Below are 18,993 nucleotides of genomic sequence, written 5' to 3'. Positions count from 1 at the left end.
GCTCTTGTCGGAAGCTGGATCAGCGCAGCGTGATGCGCCCGTCCAGAACCGGCTGATAGCCGTCTTCGGCGGCAGCCAGATATGCGGCCACGACCTCGGCCAGGTCAGGGCCGAAATCATAGGCGTTGCGGCCCTTCTCGGCAAAGACGTCGAAGCCGTCGCCGCCGCCGCGCATGTAGTTGTTCGTGGCCACGCCGTAGCTTGCCGCCGGGTCGATAGGCACCCAGTCATCGCCCCCGCGCACCATCACATCGCTGACGCGCTGGCCGGGTTCGGCGGCGGGGTCGATGGTGTATTTCAACCCGGCAACCTGGGCGAAGCGGCCTGCGCCCTCCTCGATCCGGCTGGCGCCGTTCTCTAGGGCCGCGACGATGTCGGCGCCGTCCATTTCAAAGGTCGCCAGCGTGTTCTGGAACGGCAGGACGGTGTAGATCTCGCCCATCGTCACCTCGCCCTCGTCGATCGAGGCGCGCAGGCCGCCGCCGTTCTGGATGGCGATGGTGACGCCCTGTCCGCTGGCACGATCAAGCATCGCATCCGCGACCAGATTGCCCATCTCGCATTCCTTCGCGCGGCAGGTCTCGCGCGTGCCGTCGATGGGGGCCAGACTGCGGGCCACGACGGTTGCGCGCAATTCGTCGATGGGCGCGCTCATTTCGGCCACGCGGGCGGCGATGGTCTCGTCCTCGGGGATCGAATTGTCCAGCAGGATCGGCTGCCCCTCGGCCGAGGTCACATTGCCCTCATCGTCGAAGGTCAGGCGCAGATGGCCAAGATACTTGCCGTAAGCATAGGCCTGAACGACCGGGACCTCAGCCCCTTCGGAGCCCGCGACCATGGTCGGATAGGGCGCGGTTGCGCCCTCAATGTCGCCCAGCAGGGTATGGGAATGCCCGCCCACCACCGCATCCACACCCGTCACTTCGGCCGCATAAACGAGATCGCGCAGATAGCCGGAATGGGTCAGCGCGATGATCTTCGTCACGCCCTCGGCGGACAGCGCCTCGACCCCGGCCTTGAGGCTGTCGATGTCGTCGCGGAAGATCACGTTCGGGCCAGGGGACGAGGTCTCGGGCGTATCCATCGCAAGGGCCGAAACCAGACCGATCCGCGTCCCGTCCAGATCCAGCACCGCATGCGGCGGCACGCGCCCGGCCAGAAGGTTCGATTGCGATACGTCGATATTGCCCGAGATCACCGGGAAATCCGCGCCAGACAGCAGCACGTCCAGACCTTCGGGACCGTCGTCGAATTCGTGATTGCCGACCGCCATCGCATCATAGCCGATGGCGTTCATGAACTCGACCACATCGGCGCCCTTATAGGTCGTGTAGAACAGCGACCCCTGATACTGGTCGCCCGCGTCCAGCAGGATGACCTTCTCGCCCGCTGCCTCGATCTCGGCGCGGAGCGCCGCGACCTTGGCGGCGATCCGGGCGACACCGCCGAAGCATTCGCCCGCCTCACGCGCCTCGGCGCCGCAGGTGCTGTCGGTCGCGCCGATCGGCTCGATCCGACTGTGCAGGTCATTGGTGTGCAGGATGTGCAGGACCGTCTCGGCCTGTGCTGTCCCGGCCATCAGGGCCAGGGCAGAGGCGGCGGCAAGCAATCGGATCATGGGCTGTTCCCTTCGGGCACATTGACGATGCCGTGAAGGTTGGCCCAGCAACGGGGCCGGGTCAATTCCATAGACAATTCCCGCCGCGCTTGCCGGGGCTTGACCCAAGGCCCCGGCACAAGGCAAATGCGGCCATGATGATCCACAAGGTCCTTCGCGCCACGGAATGGCGCCAGTTTCAGGCCGAGAACCGGACCGAGGGCGCGCCCGTCGATCTGGCCGACGGCTACATCCATTTCTCGACCTCTGCCCAATTGGCGGGCACGCTGTCCCGCCATTTCGCGGGCGAGGACGACCTTGTACTGGTCAGCTGCGACGCCGCCACACTCGGCGACGCCCTGAAATGGGAGCCCTCGCGCGGGGGCGATCTGTTTCCTCACCTCTACCGGGCGCTGACGATGGACGATGTCGCGGCGTGGCGCCCCCTGACGCGCGGCCCCGATGGGCAGCACAAGATCGGAGAATCCTGAATGTCGCTGATCGAGCGTGCTGGCCTGGCCCTTCTGCACCGCCTGGACCCGGAACGGGCACATGACCTGTCGATCAAGGCGCTGGCTTCGGGACTGGCGCCGCTGAACGGCGCCCCGGTCACGTCCGAGCGGCTGCGGCTGCGTCTGGCCGGGCTGGACCTGCCGAACCCGGTGGGTCTGGCGGCGGGCTATGACAAGAACGCCCGTGTGGTCGTCCCGCTGATGCGCGCAGGCTTCGGGTTTGTCGAAGTGGGTGCCGCGACACCCCGCCCTCAGCCCGGCAATCCAAAACCGCGCCTGTTCCGGCTGTCCGGCGATCACGCGATCATCAACCGTTTCGGCTTCAACAACGAAGGCGCAAAGGCGATCGCGACCCGTCTTTCAGCCCGCCCGACTGGCATTCCCGTGGGCCTGAACATCGGCGCGAACAAGGACAGCGCCGACCGTGCCGCCGATTTCGCGCAGGTCGTCCGCATGGCGGGCGAACACGCCGATTTCCTGACCGTGAACGTATCGTCCCCGAATACCGAAAAACTGCGCGACCTTCAGGGCGCCCAGGCCCTGTCCGCCCTGTTGCAAGGCGTGATCGAGGCGCGCAACAGCCTGTCGCGCCGTCCGCCGGTCCTGGTCAAGATCGCCCCTGACCTGTCCCCCGCCGAGATCACCGAGATAGCGGCCGTTGCCTGCGATCTGGGCCTCGACGGGATCATCGCGACGAACACGACGTTGTCGCGCGACGGGATCAGCGGGCCTCACGTGGCGCAGGCGGGCGGTCTTTCGGGGCGGCCGCTCTTCCAACGCTCGACCCGCGTTGTCGCGCAGCTTTACCGCGATACGCAAGGGCGCCTGCCGATCATCGGCGTCGGCGGCATCTCCAGCGCCGAGGATGCGTGGCAAAAGCTGCGCGCTGGCGCAAGCGCGGTGCAGATCTATTCCGCGATGATCTATCAGGGTCTCGCGCTGATCCCACGCATCGCGCATGACCTCGACCAGCGGTTACAGGCCGAGGGCATGACGGTCAGCGAACTCACCGGCAGCGGCGTGGCCGACTGGCTCTAGCGGCAATCATCGGCGCCCAAAAGCTGGTTCATGCTGTGCGACGGCTCGGGGCAGCCCGCATCCCCGATCACGCGCGCGGGAACCCCCGCGACGGTCTTGCAGGGCGGGACCTCGTGCAGCACGACCGAACCGGCCGCGATGCGCGAATGGCGACCGACGCGGATATTGCCGAGAACCTTGGCCCCGGCACCGATCAGCACGCCGTCCCCGATCTTGGGATGACGGTCGCCATCCTCCTTGCCGGTGCCGCCAAGCGTCACCGAATGCAGCATCGAGACATCATTGCCCACGCAGGCCGTCTCGCCGATGACGATGGAATGGGCATGGTCGATCATCACCCCGGTCCCGATGCGGGCGGCGGGATGGATGTCGACCCCAAAGCATTCCGAACAACGCATCTGCACGAAATAGGCCAGATCGCGGCGGCCCTGCAGCCACAGCCAATGAGCCATGCGATAGGCTTGCAACGCCTGGAACCCCTTGAAGAACAGAACCGGCTGCAACAGACGGTGCGTGGCCGGGTCACGGTCATAGACCGCCATCAGGTCGGCCCGCGCCGCATCGCCCAGCTCGGGCGCGTTGGCATAGGCCGCATCGGCGATCTCGCGCAGGATCTGTTCCGACATCTCACCCGAGGCGAGCTTGAGCGAAAAGCGATAGGCCAGCGCGGCCTCGAAGCTTTGATGGTGCAACAGCCCCGCATGGATCAGCGAACCCAAAAGCGGCTCGTCCGAGACCGCCATCCGCGCCTCTTGCCGCAATTGCGACCAGATCGCGTCCCGGTCGGCCGACAGGGGCTCTTTCGTGGCAGAGTGCATGGTCATCCTTGGCCCACCCGATCATGTTCCCTTCCTGACTAGCGCATCTTGCAGGGCAGGAAAAGCCGGCGGGCCAAGGACGGGGCCTATCGCGGCAGGCGCAATTCCCACCAATGGACCGACAGGCGGATGCGTCCGCCCGCGAAATTGCCGCCCTCGGCCGTCAACAGCAGCGGTTCAGGTGCGTAATAGGTCATCGGCGCGCCAAGGATACCGCGTGCAAAAGATCCCTCGGCCTTGCCCAGACCCTGACCAAAGCGGTTCGTGGCCCCGGTCGTGCCCATCCGCCACGTCGCCAGCGTTCCGGTCAGCACCTCGGTGACGCGCGCCACTGCACCGATCACCATTGCGCCCGAGGGGATGAAAAGCGGCGTGGTGATCTGGCTACCTTCGGTGATCGTGACCTCCTCCTCGACCATGCCGGCCATCATCCCCGCGCCGCTGACCCCGAGGCTCAGCGCACCGATGGCCCAGTCCGTCCCGTCGTGGATTGCGGGCAGGCCGCGATCCGCCACGAAGGCCCGCATTCCAGCGCGCGGCGGCAGGAACACCCAACCGCCATTCGATCCGATGGCCAGTCGGCCGCCCTGCCCGGCCCATGCGCCCTCGGCCTGGGCGGGAACACCCCAGCATTGCCCGTCCAGCACCGCCAGAGGCGGGATGACCTGCGAGACGCTCTGGATCACGAGATTGACGCTGGCGTCCAGCCGCATCAGCGCCTCGTTCACGGTGACATGCTTCTGCGCCTGCGCGGGTTGCAGCAGGGGCATCTGAAGGCGGGCGGTTTCACTGGACATTGAAATCTCTCCTGACAAAGAGGCCGCGCCCGAAGGTCTGCGACAATTGCGCGACGCGCACCGTGAAGGCTCCAGCTTGCATCAATTCGGTCATGAGCGCCGGCGGCAGGTCATGCTGCGGGGCGCCGACCGTCACGTCGAGGCGCGTCTGGCCGTTCTGGACGACCTGGCAGAGGTAGCGTTCCTGTTCCTCGCCAAGCGGGATGTCGGGGCCGTCCCAGCCATCCCCCTCGATGCGGCTGCGCCGGACCCAGGACAGGCTGCGCCCCTCAAGCCGCAGATGGCAGGGCGCATAGGGCCTGAGCCCGATCCCCCGCGCCACGGTGCTGCGGCTGCGATAGCTGGGATCGTCGGGCGATCTGAGCGCGGGACCGATCCTCCAGAACCGCTCCTGCCCGCGGGCCGAGGGCGGCAGATCGACCTGACGCGGCCCACCATCCAGCACCACCACCGTGCTGCCCACAGGCCAGACATCCGGCATCATCGCGTCGGTCCCGGCCTGTCCCCGCAGGCGCAGGCTGATCTCCCAGATATGGGGGGCGACCAGTTCCGCGCGGGCGAATTGCATCACCTCCCACCGTTCGAGGCTGCCATCGCCGATCGCCAGCGCATTCGCCCCCGACAGCAGCGCCCGCATCGTGACCGAGGCGATTGGGTCGTTGGCCAGCCGCAGCCGCAGCCCCGGCCCACGATCCAGCACACCCGGCCTTGCACGCTCCAGCGGCGTCAGCGTGCGCCCGATCAGCGAGCGGCGATCCAGCAGCAGGCTGCTGTCGAAGCCGCCATCCGGATCGTCCGAGACCCAGGCCGCGACCGTCCCCGGCCAAGGATGCGCCGAGACGGCCAGCCAAGGCGCATGAGGCACCTCGTTTCCGCGCAGCAGCGGCAGGTCCAGAAAGACCGGGCGCACTGGCATGGGCGGCTGATAGCGCCGGATGCCGCCCTGTTCCTGATGGCTGATCGCCGGACGGTAGAGGCCCGGATCGACGCGAACGGTCTCCAGCGTGATGACGCCCGCCCGCTCTGCCCGGTCGATGCGCCAGCGGCTGTCGGGCAGGCCGGGACGCTCGACGATCACCACATCGCCCGGCGCCAGATCCGCACGCGAGGGCGGCAGCGCGAAGCGGGCCGTGTCGCGCGCGACCTCGGCCTCGGCCAGCCAGCGATCCGCGATGGCGCGGCCCTCGGGGCGCGTCAGAACCATCTGGAACTCGGTTTCGGCGACCGAGCGACGGGCTGAGCCGACGCCCACGGCCTCGGCGGCGGCGACGGCGTAATCGGCGCCCGCCTCGACATGGCTCAGCCGGACGCGGCCTGCAATCGCGGCCTCGGGCGCGCGGGTCGGCTCGAACCCCGAAAGATCGCCAGCGACTACCAGGTCGTCAGGCCCCAGCCGCGTCTTGGCCAGCCCGTCGCGCATCACGAAGGTCAGGACGCCGTCACGTTCGACCGCGTCGAAACCATGGGACAGCATCAGAGGCTGCAAGGCCGCGCGCCCGCTTTCCTGCCCGGCGAGCGCATAGCCCCGCACCACGCCCGACAGACCGGATACGTCCCAGGCCGCCACCCCCGCCGCCCGGCACAGATCGCCCACGACCGCACGCAGCGTCACCGCCCCTGCCCGACCGTTCAGCCAATGGCCACGATCCCAGGCCGGACCATCCGACCACAGGTCGCGCCGCCCGGGAAAAGCGGGATAGGGTCGTGCATCCCAGGCCCAGACATGCGCACGGGCCGGCTCGACCATGAAGCGGCCATCCGCCATGCGGGGGTTGTTCGCCGGATCGTTCCAGAAGCCCATCACCGCCTCGATATAGGCGGCCTGGATCGCGTCGTTTCGGGTGCCGTTCGAGTACCAGGGCAGCTGGCTTTCCGAACTCATCGCATCCAGGAACTTGTTGGGCTGGTTCGTCGCCTTGTCCAGGGCCGCGCAGCCGAATTCGGTGAACCAGAACGGTTTCGAGCCCGGCACCCAACCCGTGGCCTGCCGGTTGCGGACGCCACCCGGGCGGTCGTAATGCAGGTTCTGCCACCAGCTTTTCAGGTCCTTGTAACGCCAGACCCAGGCCTCGTCATAGAAGCCGTCGGTGATCGGCGTGCGGATCTGCGCGTCGCGGTCGGCCTCGCTGGCATAGAACCAGTCGTAGCCCTCGCCGCCGGCGACATTCGCCCTGAGATAGTCGATATTGTCGATGCGCCCCCAATGCGCGTCCAGATGGGTGTCACCCTCGCGCCAGTCCGACAGCGGCATGTAGTTGTCGATGCCGATGAAGTCGATATTGGGGTCCGACCACAAAGGATCGAGGTGAAAGAACAGCTCTCCGTTGCCGGGATGGTGGCCGAAATATTCCGACCAGTCGCTGGCGTAGCCGATCTTGACGCCCGGCCCCAGGATGCCGCGCACATCGGCGGCAAGCTGACGCAGGGCGGCGACCGCCGGATAGCTGTTGCCCGGCCCCCGGATCTGGGTCATCGCGACCATCTCGCTGCCGATCAGGAAGGCATCCACCCCGCCTGCGGCCGCGCAGACATGCGCGTAATGCAGGATGAAGCGGCGATAGGACCACTCGTCCGGGCCGGCATAACGGACAAGATCGCCCTCGCGGGTAAAATCGCCCGGCTGTGCGGCGCCGAAGAACGCCGCGACTTCGGCCGTGGCCGAAGCGGTCAGATCGGTTGTGCCTGGCCGACCGGGCGCGACGCGTGTCGTGATGCGCCCGCGCCAGGGCATGACCGGCTGTTCGCTGGCGCCGTAAGGATCCGGCAAGCCGTTGCCCGCGATCTGCTCCATCAGGATGAACGGATAAAAGATCGCCTTGCGACCCGAGGCGGTCAGCGCGCGCATCGCCTCGATCACCGACTGGTCCGAGGGGGTGCCGCCGTAAATCGGCCGGTCCATGACGCGCGTGACCTCGCGCGCCTGCGAACGGTCGATGCCGCCCGCGCGCCAGGGCATCTCGGTGCCGTCATCGCTGGCGAATTCGACCTTGGGCTCGACCCGGCATTCGCCGATCCGCAGGTCGCTGCCGAACCACGACACGATCAGCGAGACCGACCCCACATTGGGCAATTCCCGCCCCAGCACATCCAGCGAGGCGCGGAAATCCGTCCCGCCCATCGGGGTGTTGACGTTGAAGCTGCGCGCCTCGCCCGGCTCGACCTCGGTCGTGACGGGGGTGGTGGCCAGCGAATACTCGCCCGTGCCGGGGATCAGCGCCACCGCCTGCACATCGCGCGAGACACCGGTGCCGTCGCGGGCCGGGCATGTCACCTCGAAGCTCAGTTGCGGCATCCGGTTGCCCCACCGTTCGAGGTTCAGATCCTCAAGCACCACATAGGCCGTGCCGCGATAGGCGGGTGCCGCGTCGCCCTCGATCGCGGCGATGGCGGGGTCGGGCATCTGGCCTTCGCCGCCGCGATAGACGCGCATGTTCAGGTCAGATTGCGCGATCTCCTCGCCATCGGCCCAGACGCGCCCGACACTGAGGATACGCCCCTCGCAGAGCGCCAGCGCGACCGACAGGCGATAGCTGATTTCGGTGACTTGCGTCCGGGGCGCGCCCTTGCCGCCGCGCACCGACTGGCTGCGCGTGACCTCGGTCAGAGGCGAGGCCCAGATCACATGGCCCGGCATCCGCATCTGCCCCCAGACGCGCGGGATGGGCATGCCCTCGCCCGCCGTCTGGATGCGCAGCCGGTCGATGCGCCCGGTTTCGACCGCGCGGGCACCGCCTCCCAGCAATTGCTGGTCGATCACCCGGCCCGCCAGCGCGCCCGCCGCGCGACCCAGCACCGCGCCCGACAGGCCCAGCACCGTGCCGCCAAAACCCGCCCCAAGCGATGCGCCAACGGCAGACAGGACAATCGTGGCCATGTTTTCTTCCTTCGCAAACAGGATGTGTCAGGGAAAGCGGAACCGCGCCACGATCCGGCCCGCCCAGGGCCGCGTCAGCGGGCTTTCGATGACACCATGAGACGTGTAGGCATGGATGAAGCGCGTCCCTTCGGCATCCGAGACGAGCCCAAGATGCTTGGCGATCGCGCCCTCGCGCATGCGGAACAGCAGCACCTGCCCCGCGGCAAGGCAGGCCTGGGCCGGAACCGGCCGCAGATGCCGCAAGGCGGCCTGCCACAGAACCTCGGCACCGCCGCATTCCGCCCAGTCGCCGCTGTAGGGGGGCGGGGTTTCCGGCTCGGCCCCTTGGATCTCGCGCCAGATGCCGCGGATCAGGCCCAGGCAATCGGCGCCCGCCCCGCGCGTGCTGGCCTGATGGACATAGGGCGTACCCAGCCATTCGCGCGCGATGGCGACCTCGCGCGGCTCATCCATTGCGGCCCCCGACCTGAGGCGCCAGCAACCAATCCTCGGGGGGCAGATGCGGAAAGCCGCGGAAGTTCAGCAGATTGGCGAATTTCAAGCGGCAGGTCCGGGCGGCCTTGTCGCAACCGGCGACCAGCCTGATGCGATCCCCCGTCGCGGGGGGAATGGCAAGCCCGGACCAAAGCTCGATCTCGCGGCTTTGACCCGGGCGGGCTGTATCGTTCTTGATCCGCCCGCGCAGACCCTTGGCCGACCCGTCCAGCACCTCCAGCGTGCCGCCCTCGAACCAGCTCGCGTCATAGGCCGGAAAGCCGGACATCGAGAAGACCCGCGCATCCTCCAGCCCCTGAACCGCCAGTTCGACCGTCCAGGCGGGCGCATCCAGCCGCATCTTGCAGGCCGCGTCGCCCAGTTCGGCGGTGCAGCGCGGATGATAGATCCGGCCCTGCGCTTGGTTCAGCGGCTCGGCCAGGCCGCGCAGTTCCGCCCGGAACGCGCCATTGGCGCGCGACACTTCGCCAAGCGAGCCACGAAAGACCAGCCGCCGCTTGCTGACATCGCGCCAATCCACCTCCCACATACGCAGGCTGGCACCGTCCCACCGGCCCGACAGCAGATCGATCTCGGTAATGGCATCGTCGCTCAGGGCGCCCACAGCCTCGCTGTTATCGACGGCAAGCCCGGTCGCCTGACTGATCGCCCGTGCCGTCAGCCCGTGATCGGGCCGGAAGGTCACACCGCCGAATTGCAGGCGGCGGTCGTGATCGGTGAAGCCCAGGACCATCCCGTCAGCGCGACGGATCGACCAGGCGCGGGCAAGGGTCTGCGCACTCATACCCGCACCTCGATCACCGGAATGTCGGGAACCTGCCCCGCTTGGAAGGACGAGACCGAGACCGCGATCCGGTCCGTGTCAAAGCGCACGGGCACGTCGAATTCATAGCCCGCCGTGACATCGGCGCCGACCTCGGGCGGCTCGTTGAAGGTGATGATGCCGCGCAGGTGATCGACCGTGTAATTCGTGCCGGGAAACATCTCGTCGCCCGCGATGCCCGCACGCACGCTGCCTGCGACGGGCTTGGTGATCGGCCGCAGATAGCGCTCGGCGCCCGAGACATAGGCCTTGACCAGTGGAAAGCTGCGCGTCTGGCCGTCACCCTTGGCGATCACCTGATCGCCAAAGGCGGGCGCGGCCGAGGGCAGGCAGCTTTTGTAATCCGACCAGTCCTTCCAGCGAAAGCCGTGCAACTGCCCGGACCGCGCCTCGAAGAAGGCCACGACCTCCGCCAGATCATCCAGCGACCGCAGGCCCATCCCGGCATCATAACGACGCCGCGCATGCGCCCAAGGCGTGTTGCGCTCTTCATAGCCGCTGGCCAGAGACACGATCTCGGTCCGCCGCTCGGGGCCACCCACCGCGCCAAAAGACAGGTTGGCGGGAAATCTCACCTCATGGAAAGCCATGCTTCGCTCCCTCAACTGTTGCGTTGGCCCTGGGCCATAAGCCGCGACATCTGCGCCGCGATCTGCGACTGGCTGCGTTGGAAGCCCGCGACATCGGGCGTCTGGATGTTGAAGGTCACATGAACCGGCTGTGCACCCCCGCCATCGGCGGCGACCCCAAGCCGCCCGTCGGCGCCCCGCCGCAGCGGCATGATCGCCTCGGGTCCGGCCTCACCCATCAGGCCAAGGCCACCGCGCATCGGAAATGTCACCGGCCCGCCGATCACCTCGCCCCCGCCCGAGACGCGGCCCTGCTGGAACACGCCGCCATTGGCAAAGGGCGTGATCGCGCCCGGCAGGGCCGCGCCCAGCATATTGGCCATGCCCCCGGCCAAGGCCTGCTGCACTGGCTTCATGGCGATCGAATAGACGCTGTCGGCCAGCGCGCGGCCGACGCCCTTCAGCGCGTCCGACAGGCGCGCGCCGTCAAAGACCAGCCCGTCGAAGGCGCGCCTGAGCCCGCCCTCCAACCCCGAGGTCAGGCTGCCCATCTCGCGCGAGGTGAACAGCATCGACTGCCGCAGACGCGACAATTCCCCCTCGAAGGCCGCAGCCATCCGGGCGCTCTGCGCCAGATCTTCGTTCAGGCCGCCGATCCCGGCGCCTTGTGCCTCATCCATCGGCATCGCTGTCCTCCTGGGAATTGGTGTCAGGGACGCCCGGCGCCGGGGCCGGATCGTCGGGATAAAGCCGCGCAAGCTCGGCCAGGCGGTCGCGCGACATGGGCGGGGCGGCGGCCTCGAGCCCCAGCATCAGCGCAAGCTCCGCCGGGGTCAGCGCCCAAAAGGCATCGGGATGCAGCCGCAGATCGCGCAGACCCGCCCGCATCATCCCCGCCCAATCCATCCGCCCCGCGCCGTCATTCATTCCGGCCCCCGAAAGGCCAGCGCCAGCAGTTGCGCCGCAGCCCGCGCCGCAGCCAGAGGGCCGCCCTGAATATCGGCGGCCATCAGATCCTCGGCCCGGCCCGTCCAGCCCGCGCCGCGCAGGCCCGCGACCAACACCGCCATCACGTCCCGCCCCGAGACGCGCCCGGTCTCGAACCGCTCGGCCAGTTCCAGCAGGCTGCCCGCGGCCAGGGCGCCCTCCAGCTCGGCCAGCGCGCCCAGGGTCAGGCGCGCCAGCCGGGGCTGGCCGTCGATCATCAGATCGACCTCACCGCGCAGAGGGTTCGCCATCAGATCGCCACGAAGGTCAGCGCACCCGCCGAGGCCAGCGCAACCTCATAGGTCGCCTCGCCGTTATGGCGGCCCGCATATTCCAGAGAGGTGATCTGGAACCGCCCCTCGATGCGGCCGAAATCGGGGATCACCACCTGGCAGCGCGGCGCCTCGCCGTCGAAAAAGGCCTGCCGCGCGCGGCCGTCGGTGGCCGCGTCGCGAAACACCCCCGACCCCGAGATCGAGGCGCTGCGCACGCCTGCCCCCGCCAGCAACTCGCGCCAGCCGCCCTCGCTTTCCAGGCTGGTGACATCCACCGTCTCGGCGTTGAAGGACAGCCGCGTGGCGCGCAGACCCGCCACCGTCTCGAAGGCGCCGTCGCCCGTCATGTCCATCTTGATCAGCAGGTCGCGCCCGTTCTTCACTGACATGGTCTTGCTCCTCAGCCCAAATCGACGCGCGCGCGAAAGGTCAGATCGACCTGCCGCGCCGCGCCATTATCCACCCGGCGCGCAACGGCGCGCAGGAACCACATTCCGGCCAACTGGCCCCGGTCCAGCGCCAATTGCGCCTGATCCAGCAGGTCCGAAACCCGCGCCGCCGCCGCCTTCAGCGCGGCAAACCCCGCCCCGCCCTCCTGTCCCGACAGGACCGAAACGACGAAATCGTGCCGCGCGCCAGGCGCGGTGGCGTCACCCGCCTCGCGCACATCCTCGGGACCAAGCGTCACATAGACCCCGGCGGGCGACGCGACCGGCATCGCGTCAAAGATCGCATCGCCCACCAGATCGGCCAGCGCCGCATCGGCGCGCAGATGCTGATAGACCGCAGCCTGAAGGGCCGCGCTTGCGCCATAGCTCATTGGCTGTCCTCCTCTCGGGCAAAGCAGTCCAGATGACGGCCCATGCCATCGGCCTCGGCCACCGCCTCGATGCGGAACAGCCGCGCACCCAGCCGGAACCGCTGGCCGGGCCGCGGCCTGCGCGGATCACCGCCCGGCGCACCCCGCACCGTGATGCGCCACTGCACCACGCTGACCAGACCCGCGCCGGTGCCCTTCTCGCGCCCAGACCGCGCCTCGAGCGCAGCCCAGAGCCGCCCGAGCTCGCGCCAGACCAGCCGATGCCCGCCCATCCCGTCGGGGACGCGCGCGCCGTCCTCCAGCGCCAGTTCCACATTCAGCCGCGGCACATTCATCAGCGCCACTCCCGGCTGCCGCGCCCGGCCAGCGTGCGGACCGCGCGCCATTTCTCGATCAGCGCGCTGACCCCAAAGGGCAACGCCTGCCGGGCGGCCTCGTCATGGCGCACCTCGTAATAGCGGGCGGCCAGCATGATCACCGCATGGGCCAGATCCGAAGGCACCTCGTCCCAGGCTTCACCGAAACCGGCCTCGAAGGTGACAGACAGGCTGCCCCGACGCGGCACATGAGGCAGAACCACGCCTGCGGGCAGGATCATCGGCCGCTGGCTGTCCGGCACCAGACGCCAGCTTTCAGGGGGCAGCTCGGTCTCGGTCCCCGCGCCATCCTCGATGGTAATCCGCTCGACCGCCAGAACCGGCGCCAGGGGCAGCGACTGCCCCAGCCTGTCGCGCCAATCATCCAGCCGCATCACAAAGCGCCGCCGCAGCAGCACCTTGCCCGTCCGCGCCTCGATCGTGGCGATGGCCGCGCGCAGGAAGCCCTGCAAGGCGGCGGTCTCGGCGGCGTCCTCGGGCATGTCGAAACCCGTCCCAAGCCGCAAATGGGACCGAAGCACCGCGACGGGCAAGGCCCCGGCCGGCACCCCGGTTTCCTCTATCAGCATCATATCGCGAACCTCCCGTCCTGCCGTCCGCATCGTTGCTCAGGACGAGGCCCCACCCAGGGGCCCCGCCTCGGTTCTCTCGGGCAGAGGGCGCGCCCGCACGCCAGCCATCAGCGCGCGCGGACAGTTGCAAAGCCGGAACGGCCAGCCCCAAGCGCGCCCCCCGCCCGTCACCCGATCCCCGGAAGGATCAGGCGAACCGCAGCAGACGCAGGGCGCGGAAATCGGTCACGCCGCCGCCGACGCGCTTGGTGGCATAGAACAGCACATGCGGCTTGGCGCTGAACGGATCGCGCAGCACGCGCAGGTCGGGGCGCTCGACGATGGTGTAGGCAGCGCGGAAATCGCCGAAGGCGATGGCAAAGGCGTTCGGCGCCATGTCGGGCATGTCCTCGCTGATCAGCACCGGATAGCCCAGCAGCTGCGGCACCTGCCCGACCGACAGCGCGTCGGTCCACAGGAAGCGGCCATCGGCATCCTTCATCTTGCGGATGGCGGCGGCGGTCTTCGAATTCATCATGAAGGCCGCATTGGCGCGATAGGCCGCACCCAGCGCATAGACCAGGTCGATCAGGCAATCGGCGGGGTTCGTCGCCGCAAAGCCGCCCAGCGCGCCCGAATTGACAAAGCCCACCTGCATGTCGGTCGCGGTGGCGACGGGCGCGGTCGTGTAGCGCAGGATGCCGCGCGGCTTGTCCACCCCGTCGCCGTTCACGAAGGCCGCGGCCTCGGCGCGGGCGAAACGGTCGGCGATGCGCTCGGCTAGCCAGCCCTCGACATCAAAGGCCGCGTCATCCAGCAGGCGCTGGCTGGCACGCGGCACCGCCGACAATTCGTGCAGCGGGATCGAGATGCGCTCGATGCTGGCCGAGGCCGTGCCGGGCGCCGCCGTCTCGGTGGCCCAGCCCGCGCCCATCTCGCCCTTCTCGACCAGCGCCTCGTAGACGGCGCTCTCGATGGTGACGACATTGGCCATCTGCCGCAGCGAGCTGCTGGAGCGCAGCACCGCCTGCACCGTCTCGGCGACCTGAGGCGCCGCCAGGAAACCGCCATCACTGGCGACGGTCAGGTTCTTCTCCTCGATGACCAGACCGCGCAGGCCGTCATCATCGCCGCTGCGCAGATAGGCGTTGAACGCCTTCTGATGCGGCGCCTCGGTCACGGCCGAGGTCGAAAGAGGGGCGCGGCTGCGAAGGGCGGTCTTGCGGTCGATCATGGTCATGCGCTCGTCCTGTGCTTTGAGCTGGGATTGGATATCGTCACGGAAAGCCCTGAGTTCGCTGACGAACCCGGTCATGGCCCCCTTCAGGTCGGCGGGCATGTCGGTGCCGCCCGCGGCCTTTGTCTCGGTCATGGTCTTCTCCTCATCGCGGATGATCGGGACCGGCCCCGCACGGGGCGCCCCTGTTGACGGGCCGCCTCTGGGGACGGCCCGAACCTGCAAGGGCCGCGCATGACGCGCGACCCCGAAATCCTCAGGCCCCGCGCAGCGCGCGGGCGGCCTCGGTCAGCATGGCGGCGAATTCGGAAACCTCGTCGGCCTCCTTGCGGCCCAGCTTCGCCTCGGGCAGCATCGGGAAGGTCACCAGCGACACCTCCCACAACTCGACCTCGGCCAGCATCCGGCGGCCCTTTTCGTCGCGGGTGGCGCGCAGCGTGCGATAACCGATGGACAGGCCCTCGATCGCGCCCGCCTCGATCAGCGCGACCGCCTCGCGGGCCTGCGCGACCTCGGGCAGCAGACGGCCCCGCACCCACAGGCCCTTGGCATCCTCGCGGATCTCGTCCCAAACGCCGATGGGCTTGGACGGATCGTGCTGCCACAGCATCCGCACCTTGTCGCCCCGACCGGCCAGCCGCTTCAACGAGGCCGTAAAGGCGCCCGGCATCACCGCGTCACCCCCCTGATCGGTCAGCCCGAACAGGCTGCCATAGCCCTCGATCACGTGACCCTCGGACAGGACCGGCGCCCCGCCCGCGAATTTCACCTCAAGCCCCGGAACCATTCCTCAGCCTCCTTTCGGCACATAATCCAGTATCCCCTGGACGGCCTGTGTCAGGATCACGGCGACGACGCCGTAAACCGTCATCCACAGCCGCCGCTCCAAACCCTCGATCAGCGCCTCGATCCGCTCCAGGCGCTTCTCGACGGCACCGAATTGCAGCGCCATGATCCGCTCCTGCGCCTCGAAGCGCTGGTCATGCCAAGCCCCGTCCCTGACGAACCGAGACCCCTCCATCCCTCACGCCCCCTCCAGCGGCGGCAGACCCAGCAGCGCGCGCTTCTCGGCATCGGTCAGGAAAGTCGCGGCAGCCACGCGCGCCCATTGCTGGTTGCGGTCCTCGGCCAAGGCGGGGACCTGATCGGGGTCCGGACGCAGCTCGATCTCGGCGCCCAGATGCTCGGACAGCCACCACGCGACCGAGGCCGCGACCCGCGTCGCCAAGGGCAGCACCGTCAGCCGGTAGAATGCGCGGTTCGCCTCGGCGTAATTGGCATAGGTCGCATCCCCCGGAATGCCCAACAGCATCGGCGGCACGCCAAAGGCCAACGCGATCTCGCGCGCCGCCGACAGCTTGGTCTCGTGGAACTCCATGTCCGAGGGGCTGAACCCCATCGGCTTCCAGTCCAGCCCCCCCTCCAGCAGCATCGGACGGCCCGCATTGCGCGCGCCCTGATGGTTCATCTCGATCTCGCCCACCAGCCGGTCATATTGCTCGGGGCTCAGCGTCCCCTGCCCGTCCAGCCCCTTGTAGACGATCGCGCCACTGGGCCGGGCGGCATTGTCCAGAAGCGCCTTCGACCAGGCGCTGGCGCTGTTATGCACATCCAGCGCCACCGCCGCCGCCTGAAGGGGCGACAACCCGTAATGGTCGTCCTGCGGATGAAAGCTCTTGATGTGACAGATCGGATCGGGGCTGCCCGCCATGTCGAACCGGTGCTTGCGCCCGCCCACGGCATATTCATAGGCGACCGGCCAGCCATCCTCGCCAGGCACCACGCTCATCCGGTCCGCGCGCAGCACATGCAGCTCCTCGGGCAAGCCCTCAGCGCCCAGCCCCACCGCCTCCAGATAGCCGTTGCCCGACAGCAGCATCTGCCCGAACAGCGCCTCGAACAGCTCGGCACGGCCCTGCCCAGGATTGGGACGCCGCAACAGGTCCAGCACTGGATGCGCATCATAGCGCCGCTCGTGATCCTCGCAGACCAAAGGCACCGCCGCCGCAGCCTCCGCGATCAGCTTGACGCTGCGAAAGCCGATCGGATTGCCGACGAAGCCGCCGCGCGTCAAACTGCCCGTGTCGCGCGCCGACCAGACCGCACGCCCTGAACCGCTGGCCAAAGCCACGACCCGGCCCGTCGCGCTGGCCTTCCTCTCGGGAACGGGCGCGCCCCTGGCCTCCCGGGAAAACAATCGAAACGCCATCCTCGCCTCCTTCATGCGGCCAAAGGAAAGGGCCGGCGCCCAAAACGGCCCGGCCCTTCTTCTTCATCCAAATATCCCGGGGGTCCGGGGGCAGAGCCCCCGGCGCCCTCCACCGGGCGCGACGCTACAGCCGGCGCATCTGCGGCCTGCGCCAACTGGCGGCAGGCTCGATCATCAGCTCATGCACCGCCCAGACCAGCGCATCCAGCCGGTCGGGACTGCCCCGGCCCTCGTAACCGCGCACCGTCATCTGGCACATCTGGTCCTCCAGCGCGCCCAGATTGCCCGCGCGCAGATGGCGGATACGACCCTGCTCGTACAGCGCCGCCACCGGCTCGGCCCGCAGGCCCTTCCCGCGCGAGGCGCGCAGTGCCCGGAACGGTACCAGAGGATCGATCTGCCGGATCACGCTTTCGACCAAATCGCCACCCTGATTGACCTCGGCCACCAGACGCTCGGCGCCGTGACGCTCCATCGCGGCGATGGCGGCGCGTGCCCAGTCGGTCGGGCCGCCGCGGACGCTCGCATCCTCCAGCACCCAGGCCCGCCAGTCACGCGGCTCGCCGCGCATCTCGACGCCCGCCACCACGATCCCGCATTCGTCGCTGTTCGCGCCCCCGGTCACGGCCGGATCGACGGCCACGACGATCCGGTCCAGTTGCGGCGCCTCGTCCTGACGGGCGGCTTCCAGCATGGCGGTCGTCCACAGCGCGCCCTCGACATCATCCAGCAGAACGCCCTCCAGCTCCTGCCGGCCCAGCCGGGTGCCGCCATAGCGCGCCTCGACCTCGGCCAGGAAACTCTCGGCCAGATAGGCGCGGTTGGCGTCGGTCGGCGCATGCGTCACCACGGTCGAGGCATTGCCCAGGATCCGCTTCAGCACGCCCACATTGCGCGGCGTGGTGGTGATGACCTGCTGCGGATGCTCGCCCAGACGCAGCGCGAATTGCAGCATGTCCCAGACATCCTCGGCCTTCTTCCACTTGGCCAGCTCGTCCACCCAGGCAGCATCGAACTGAGGCCCCCGCAGCGCCTCGGGCTCATGCGCCGAATAGCAGGTCGCCGTCGCGCCATTGGCCCAGACCAGACGCTTGCGCCCGGCCTCCCAGACGGGGCGGCGGTCGGGGGGCGAACAGGCCAGGATGCCCGACTCGCCAAAAATCATCACCTCGCGCACCTGATCGAATGTCTCGCCCACCAGCGCGACGCGGTGGCATTGCCCCGGCGCCGCGGCGGACGGCCCCTCGACCATCCGCCGCACCCATTCCGAACCGGCGCGGGTCTTGCCCGCGCCGCGCCCGCCCATGATGACCCATGACTTCCAGTCACCCTCTGGGGGCAACTGGTGCGGCAGGGCCCAGAACTCGAACAGCCAGGGCAGCGCCATCAGCGCATTGTCCGACAGCCCGCCCAGAAATTCCTCAACCTGCTCCGGCTCGGCGGAGGCAAGCCAGGCGGCGCCCGATCTCGTCTCGTGCGGCGTCAAGGTCAAGGCAGCCTCCTGCGACCCCGCCCGCGATCTCCTTGCGAAGTTTGTCAACCTTGTTCCTTTCCACCATCAGAAGCTGGATCGCGTCACGAACCGTGCGCGCCGCATCCACCGCCTTTTTCAGCCGGGCCGGATCGATCTCGCCTGCCTTGGCCGAGACAAGCTCGGCCTGATGCTGGCGCAGATCCTTGACGTAATCCCAGAACAACCACTGGGCGACGGCGATCTCGTCCTCGTCCACTGGCGCCCCTGCTGCGCGCAGATCGTCGGCCGGCCCGGCCTCGGACTGCCCTGCAGCCATGAAAGGTCCCACGGGTTCCCCCGCGCCGCCCCATTCCATATCGTTCATGCAACTGTCCCGCCTCGTGTCCTGTCCGCACGAGCCTCGAAATGAAAAAGCGGCCCAAGGGGTCGCCCCCCGGCCGCCTGCCCATTTCTCCCAGCATGTGTAAGTTCTACTTCAGGCCGTTCGGTGAGTCAATCGTTAAACCTTAGGGCGAGACGTTCAGACCTGTTTAACCC

General features: G+C 68.4%; 22 protein-coding genes. 2 read left to right on the top strand and 20 right to left on the bottom strand.

What is annotated here, in order from left to right; all coding sequences use genetic code 11:
• Positions 1 to 19: 19 nt before the first annotated feature.
• Positions 20 to 1,618 carry a bifunctional metallophosphatase/5'-nucleotidase gene (locus ACTZWU_RS14320; RefSeq protein ID WP_444738038.1) on the bottom strand — a complete coding sequence of 533 codons (1,599 nt, stop codon included), beginning with the start codon at positions 1,616 to 1,618 and terminating at the stop codon, positions 20 to 22.
• A 137-nt stretch (positions 1,619 to 1,755) separates the two neighbouring features.
• Between ACTZWU_RS14320 and ACTZWU_RS14315 the strand changes: the two genes are divergently transcribed.
• Complete coding sequence (locus ACTZWU_RS14315) at positions 1,756 to 2,088, top strand: DUF952 domain-containing protein (RefSeq protein ID WP_444738037.1); 333 nt, start codon at positions 1,756 to 1,758, stop codon at positions 2,086 to 2,088.
• Entirely contained in the window at positions 2,089 to 3,147 is a 1,059-nt protein-coding gene (locus ACTZWU_RS14310; protein ID WP_444738036.1) for a quinone-dependent dihydroorotate dehydrogenase, read from the top strand.
• Here ACTZWU_RS14310 and cysE read toward each other — a convergent pair.
• From cysE to ACTZWU_RS14215, 19 genes are all read right to left on the bottom strand, one after another.
• Complete coding sequence (cysE, locus tag ACTZWU_RS14305; protein WP_444738035.1) at positions 3,144 to 3,965, bottom strand: serine O-acetyltransferase; 822 nt, start codon at positions 3,963 to 3,965, stop codon at positions 3,144 to 3,146. The genes ACTZWU_RS14310 and cysE overlap by 4 nt on opposite strands.
• A gap of 86 nt (positions 3,966 to 4,051) precedes the next feature.
• Entirely contained in the window at positions 4,052 to 4,762 is a 711-nt protein-coding gene (locus ACTZWU_RS14300) for a DUF2793 domain-containing protein (RefSeq protein WP_444738034.1), read from the bottom strand.
• Positions 4,752 to 8,636, bottom strand: a complete 3,885-nt coding sequence (locus tag ACTZWU_RS14295; protein WP_444738033.1) for a baseplate multidomain protein megatron — start codon at positions 8,634 to 8,636, stop codon at positions 4,752 to 4,754. Before ACTZWU_RS14295 ends, ACTZWU_RS14300 begins: the two co-directional genes overlap by 11 nt.
• Positions 8,637 to 8,663: 27 nt before the next feature.
• Complete coding sequence (locus ACTZWU_RS14290) at positions 8,664 to 9,092, bottom strand: NlpC/P60 family protein (RefSeq protein WP_444738032.1); 429 nt, start codon at positions 9,090 to 9,092, stop codon at positions 8,664 to 8,666.
• On the bottom strand, positions 9,085 to 9,918 hold the full coding sequence (locus tag ACTZWU_RS14285) for a DUF2163 domain-containing protein (protein WP_444738031.1): 834 nt from the start codon (positions 9,916 to 9,918) through the stop codon (positions 9,085 to 9,087). The genes ACTZWU_RS14290 and ACTZWU_RS14285 overlap by 8 nt, the downstream gene beginning before the upstream one ends.
• On the bottom strand, positions 9,915 to 10,547 hold the full coding sequence (locus ACTZWU_RS14280; protein ID WP_444738030.1) for a phage distal tail protein, Rcc01695 family: 633 nt from the start codon (positions 10,545 to 10,547) through the stop codon (positions 9,915 to 9,917). The genes ACTZWU_RS14285 and ACTZWU_RS14280 overlap by 4 nt, the downstream gene beginning before the upstream one ends.
• Positions 10,548 to 10,558: 11 nt before the next feature.
• A complete protein-coding gene (locus tag ACTZWU_RS14275) occupies positions 10,559 to 11,206 on the bottom strand; it encodes a phage tail tape measure protein (protein WP_444738029.1) in 648 nt (215 codons plus the stop codon).
• Positions 11,199 to 11,453, bottom strand: a complete 255-nt coding sequence (locus tag ACTZWU_RS14270; RefSeq protein WP_444738028.1) for a rcc01693 family protein — start codon at positions 11,451 to 11,453, stop codon at positions 11,199 to 11,201. The genes ACTZWU_RS14275 and ACTZWU_RS14270 overlap by 8 nt, the downstream gene beginning before the upstream one ends.
• On the bottom strand, positions 11,450 to 11,764 hold the full coding sequence (locus tag ACTZWU_RS14265; protein ID WP_444738027.1) for a gene transfer agent family protein: 315 nt from the start codon (positions 11,762 to 11,764) through the stop codon (positions 11,450 to 11,452). Before ACTZWU_RS14265 ends, ACTZWU_RS14270 begins: the two co-directional genes overlap by 4 nt.
• Entirely contained in the window at positions 11,764 to 12,177 is a 414-nt protein-coding gene (locus ACTZWU_RS14260) for a phage major tail protein, TP901-1 family (protein ID WP_304615410.1), read from the bottom strand. Before ACTZWU_RS14260 ends, ACTZWU_RS14265 begins: the two co-directional genes overlap by 1 nt.
• A gap of 11 nt (positions 12,178 to 12,188) precedes the next feature.
• Positions 12,189 to 12,608 carry a DUF3168 domain-containing protein gene (locus ACTZWU_RS14255; protein ID WP_444738026.1) on the bottom strand — a complete coding sequence of 140 codons (420 nt, stop codon included), beginning with the start codon at positions 12,606 to 12,608 and terminating at the stop codon, positions 12,189 to 12,191.
• Positions 12,605 to 12,943, bottom strand: a complete 339-nt coding sequence (locus ACTZWU_RS14250; protein WP_444738025.1) for a head-tail adaptor protein — start codon at positions 12,941 to 12,943, stop codon at positions 12,605 to 12,607. The genes ACTZWU_RS14255 and ACTZWU_RS14250 overlap by 4 nt, the downstream gene beginning before the upstream one ends.
• On the bottom strand, positions 12,943 to 13,557 hold the full coding sequence (locus ACTZWU_RS14245; protein WP_444738024.1) for a head-tail connector protein: 615 nt from the start codon (positions 13,555 to 13,557) through the stop codon (positions 12,943 to 12,945). The genes ACTZWU_RS14250 and ACTZWU_RS14245 overlap by 1 nt, the downstream gene beginning before the upstream one ends.
• A gap of 187 nt (positions 13,558 to 13,744) precedes the next feature.
• Positions 13,745 to 14,908, bottom strand: a complete 1,164-nt coding sequence (locus tag ACTZWU_RS14240; protein ID WP_444738023.1) for a phage major capsid protein — start codon at positions 14,906 to 14,908, stop codon at positions 13,745 to 13,747.
• A gap of 121 nt (positions 14,909 to 15,029) precedes the next feature.
• Positions 15,030 to 15,560 carry an HK97 family phage prohead protease gene (locus ACTZWU_RS14235; RefSeq protein WP_444738022.1) on the bottom strand — a complete coding sequence of 177 codons (531 nt, stop codon included), beginning with the start codon at positions 15,558 to 15,560 and terminating at the stop codon, positions 15,030 to 15,032.
• Positions 15,561 to 15,563: 3 nt separating this feature from the next.
• On the bottom strand, positions 15,564 to 15,794 hold the full coding sequence (locus ACTZWU_RS14230) for a GTA head formation protein, RCAP_rcc01685 family (RefSeq protein WP_304615404.1): 231 nt from the start codon (positions 15,792 to 15,794) through the stop codon (positions 15,564 to 15,566).
• Positions 15,795 to 15,797: 3 nt separating this feature from the next.
• A complete protein-coding gene (locus ACTZWU_RS14225) occupies positions 15,798 to 16,982 on the bottom strand; it encodes a phage portal protein (RefSeq protein ID WP_444738021.1) in 1,185 nt (394 codons plus the stop codon).
• A gap of 124 nt (positions 16,983 to 17,106) precedes the next feature.
• Entirely contained in the window at positions 17,107 to 18,474 is a 1,368-nt protein-coding gene (locus ACTZWU_RS14220; RefSeq protein WP_444738020.1) for a DNA-packaging protein, read from the bottom strand.
• The gene (locus ACTZWU_RS14215; protein WP_444738019.1) at positions 18,404 to 18,820 is read right to left on the bottom strand and encodes a permease; all 417 of its coding nucleotides are present in this window, start codon (positions 18,818 to 18,820) and stop codon (positions 18,404 to 18,406) included. The genes ACTZWU_RS14220 and ACTZWU_RS14215 overlap by 71 nt, the downstream gene beginning before the upstream one ends.
• Positions 18,821 to 18,993: the final 173 nt, after the last annotated feature.

This window comes from Paracoccus sp. NSM, assembly GCF_052379855.1.
Lineage (GTDB): Bacteria > Pseudomonadota > Alphaproteobacteria > Rhodobacterales > Rhodobacteraceae > Paracoccus.
Note: the sequence above shows the minus strand (reverse complement) of the source record. Positions and strands in the feature narration are given on the sequence as shown.

Excerpts from the sequence above, each read along its gene's own strand:
- ACTZWU_RS14320 (WP_444738038.1), bottom strand. The coding sequence starts at position 1,618 with ATGATCCGATTGCTTGCCGCCGCCTCTGCCCTGGCCCTGATGGCCGGG.
- ACTZWU_RS14315 (WP_444738037.1), top strand. The coding sequence starts at position 1,756 with ATGATCCACAAGGTCCTTCGCGCCACGGAATGGCGCCAGTTTCAGGCC.
- ACTZWU_RS14310 (WP_444738036.1), top strand. The coding sequence starts at position 2,089 with ATGTCGCTGATCGAGCGTGCTGGCCTGGCCCTTCTGCACCGCCTGGAC.
- cysE (WP_444738035.1), bottom strand. The coding sequence starts at position 3,965 with ATGCACTCTGCCACGAAAGAGCCCCTGTCGGCCGACCGGGACGCGATC.
- ACTZWU_RS14300 (WP_444738034.1), bottom strand. The coding sequence starts at position 4,762 with ATGTCCAGTGAAACCGCCCGCCTTCAGATGCCCCTGCTGCAACCCGCG.
- ACTZWU_RS14295 (WP_444738033.1), bottom strand. The coding sequence starts at position 8,636 with ATGGCCACGATTGTCCTGTCTGCCGTTGGCGCATCGCTTGGGGCGGGT.
- ACTZWU_RS14290 (WP_444738032.1), bottom strand. The coding sequence starts at position 9,092 with ATGGATGAGCCGCGCGAGGTCGCCATCGCGCGCGAATGGCTGGGTACG.
- ACTZWU_RS14285 (WP_444738031.1), bottom strand. The coding sequence starts at position 9,918 with ATGAGTGCGCAGACCCTTGCCCGCGCCTGGTCGATCCGTCGCGCTGAC.
- ACTZWU_RS14280 (WP_444738030.1), bottom strand. The coding sequence starts at position 10,547 with ATGGCTTTCCATGAGGTGAGATTTCCCGCCAACCTGTCTTTTGGCGCG.
- ACTZWU_RS14275 (WP_444738029.1), bottom strand. The coding sequence starts at position 11,206 with ATGGATGAGGCACAAGGCGCCGGGATCGGCGGCCTGAACGAAGATCTG.
- ACTZWU_RS14270 (WP_444738028.1), bottom strand. The coding sequence starts at position 11,453 with ATGAATGACGGCGCGGGGCGGATGGATTGGGCGGGGATGATGCGGGCG.
- ACTZWU_RS14265 (WP_444738027.1), bottom strand. The coding sequence starts at position 11,764 with ATGGCGAACCCTCTGCGCGGTGAGGTCGATCTGATGATCGACGGCCAG.
- ACTZWU_RS14260 (WP_304615410.1), bottom strand. The coding sequence starts at position 12,177 with ATGTCAGTGAAGAACGGGCGCGACCTGCTGATCAAGATGGACATGACG.
- ACTZWU_RS14255 (WP_444738026.1), bottom strand. The coding sequence starts at position 12,608 with ATGAGCTATGGCGCAAGCGCGGCCCTTCAGGCTGCGGTCTATCAGCAT.
- ACTZWU_RS14250 (WP_444738025.1), bottom strand. The coding sequence starts at position 12,943 with ATGAATGTGCCGCGGCTGAATGTGGAACTGGCGCTGGAGGACGGCGCG.
- ACTZWU_RS14245 (WP_444738024.1), bottom strand. The coding sequence starts at position 13,557 with ATGATGCTGATAGAGGAAACCGGGGTGCCGGCCGGGGCCTTGCCCGTC.
- ACTZWU_RS14240 (WP_444738023.1), bottom strand. The coding sequence starts at position 14,908 with ATGACCGAGACAAAGGCCGCGGGCGGCACCGACATGCCCGCCGACCTG.
- ACTZWU_RS14235 (WP_444738022.1), bottom strand. The coding sequence starts at position 15,560 with ATGGTTCCGGGGCTTGAGGTGAAATTCGCGGGCGGGGCGCCGGTCCTG.
- ACTZWU_RS14230 (WP_304615404.1), bottom strand. The coding sequence starts at position 15,794 with ATGGAGGGGTCTCGGTTCGTCAGGGACGGGGCTTGGCATGACCAGCGC.
- ACTZWU_RS14225 (WP_444738021.1), bottom strand. The coding sequence starts at position 16,982 with ATGGCGTTTCGATTGTTTTCCCGGGAGGCCAGGGGCGCGCCCGTTCCC.
- ACTZWU_RS14215 (WP_444738019.1), bottom strand. The coding sequence starts at position 18,820 with ATGAACGATATGGAATGGGGCGGCGCGGGGGAACCCGTGGGACCTTTC.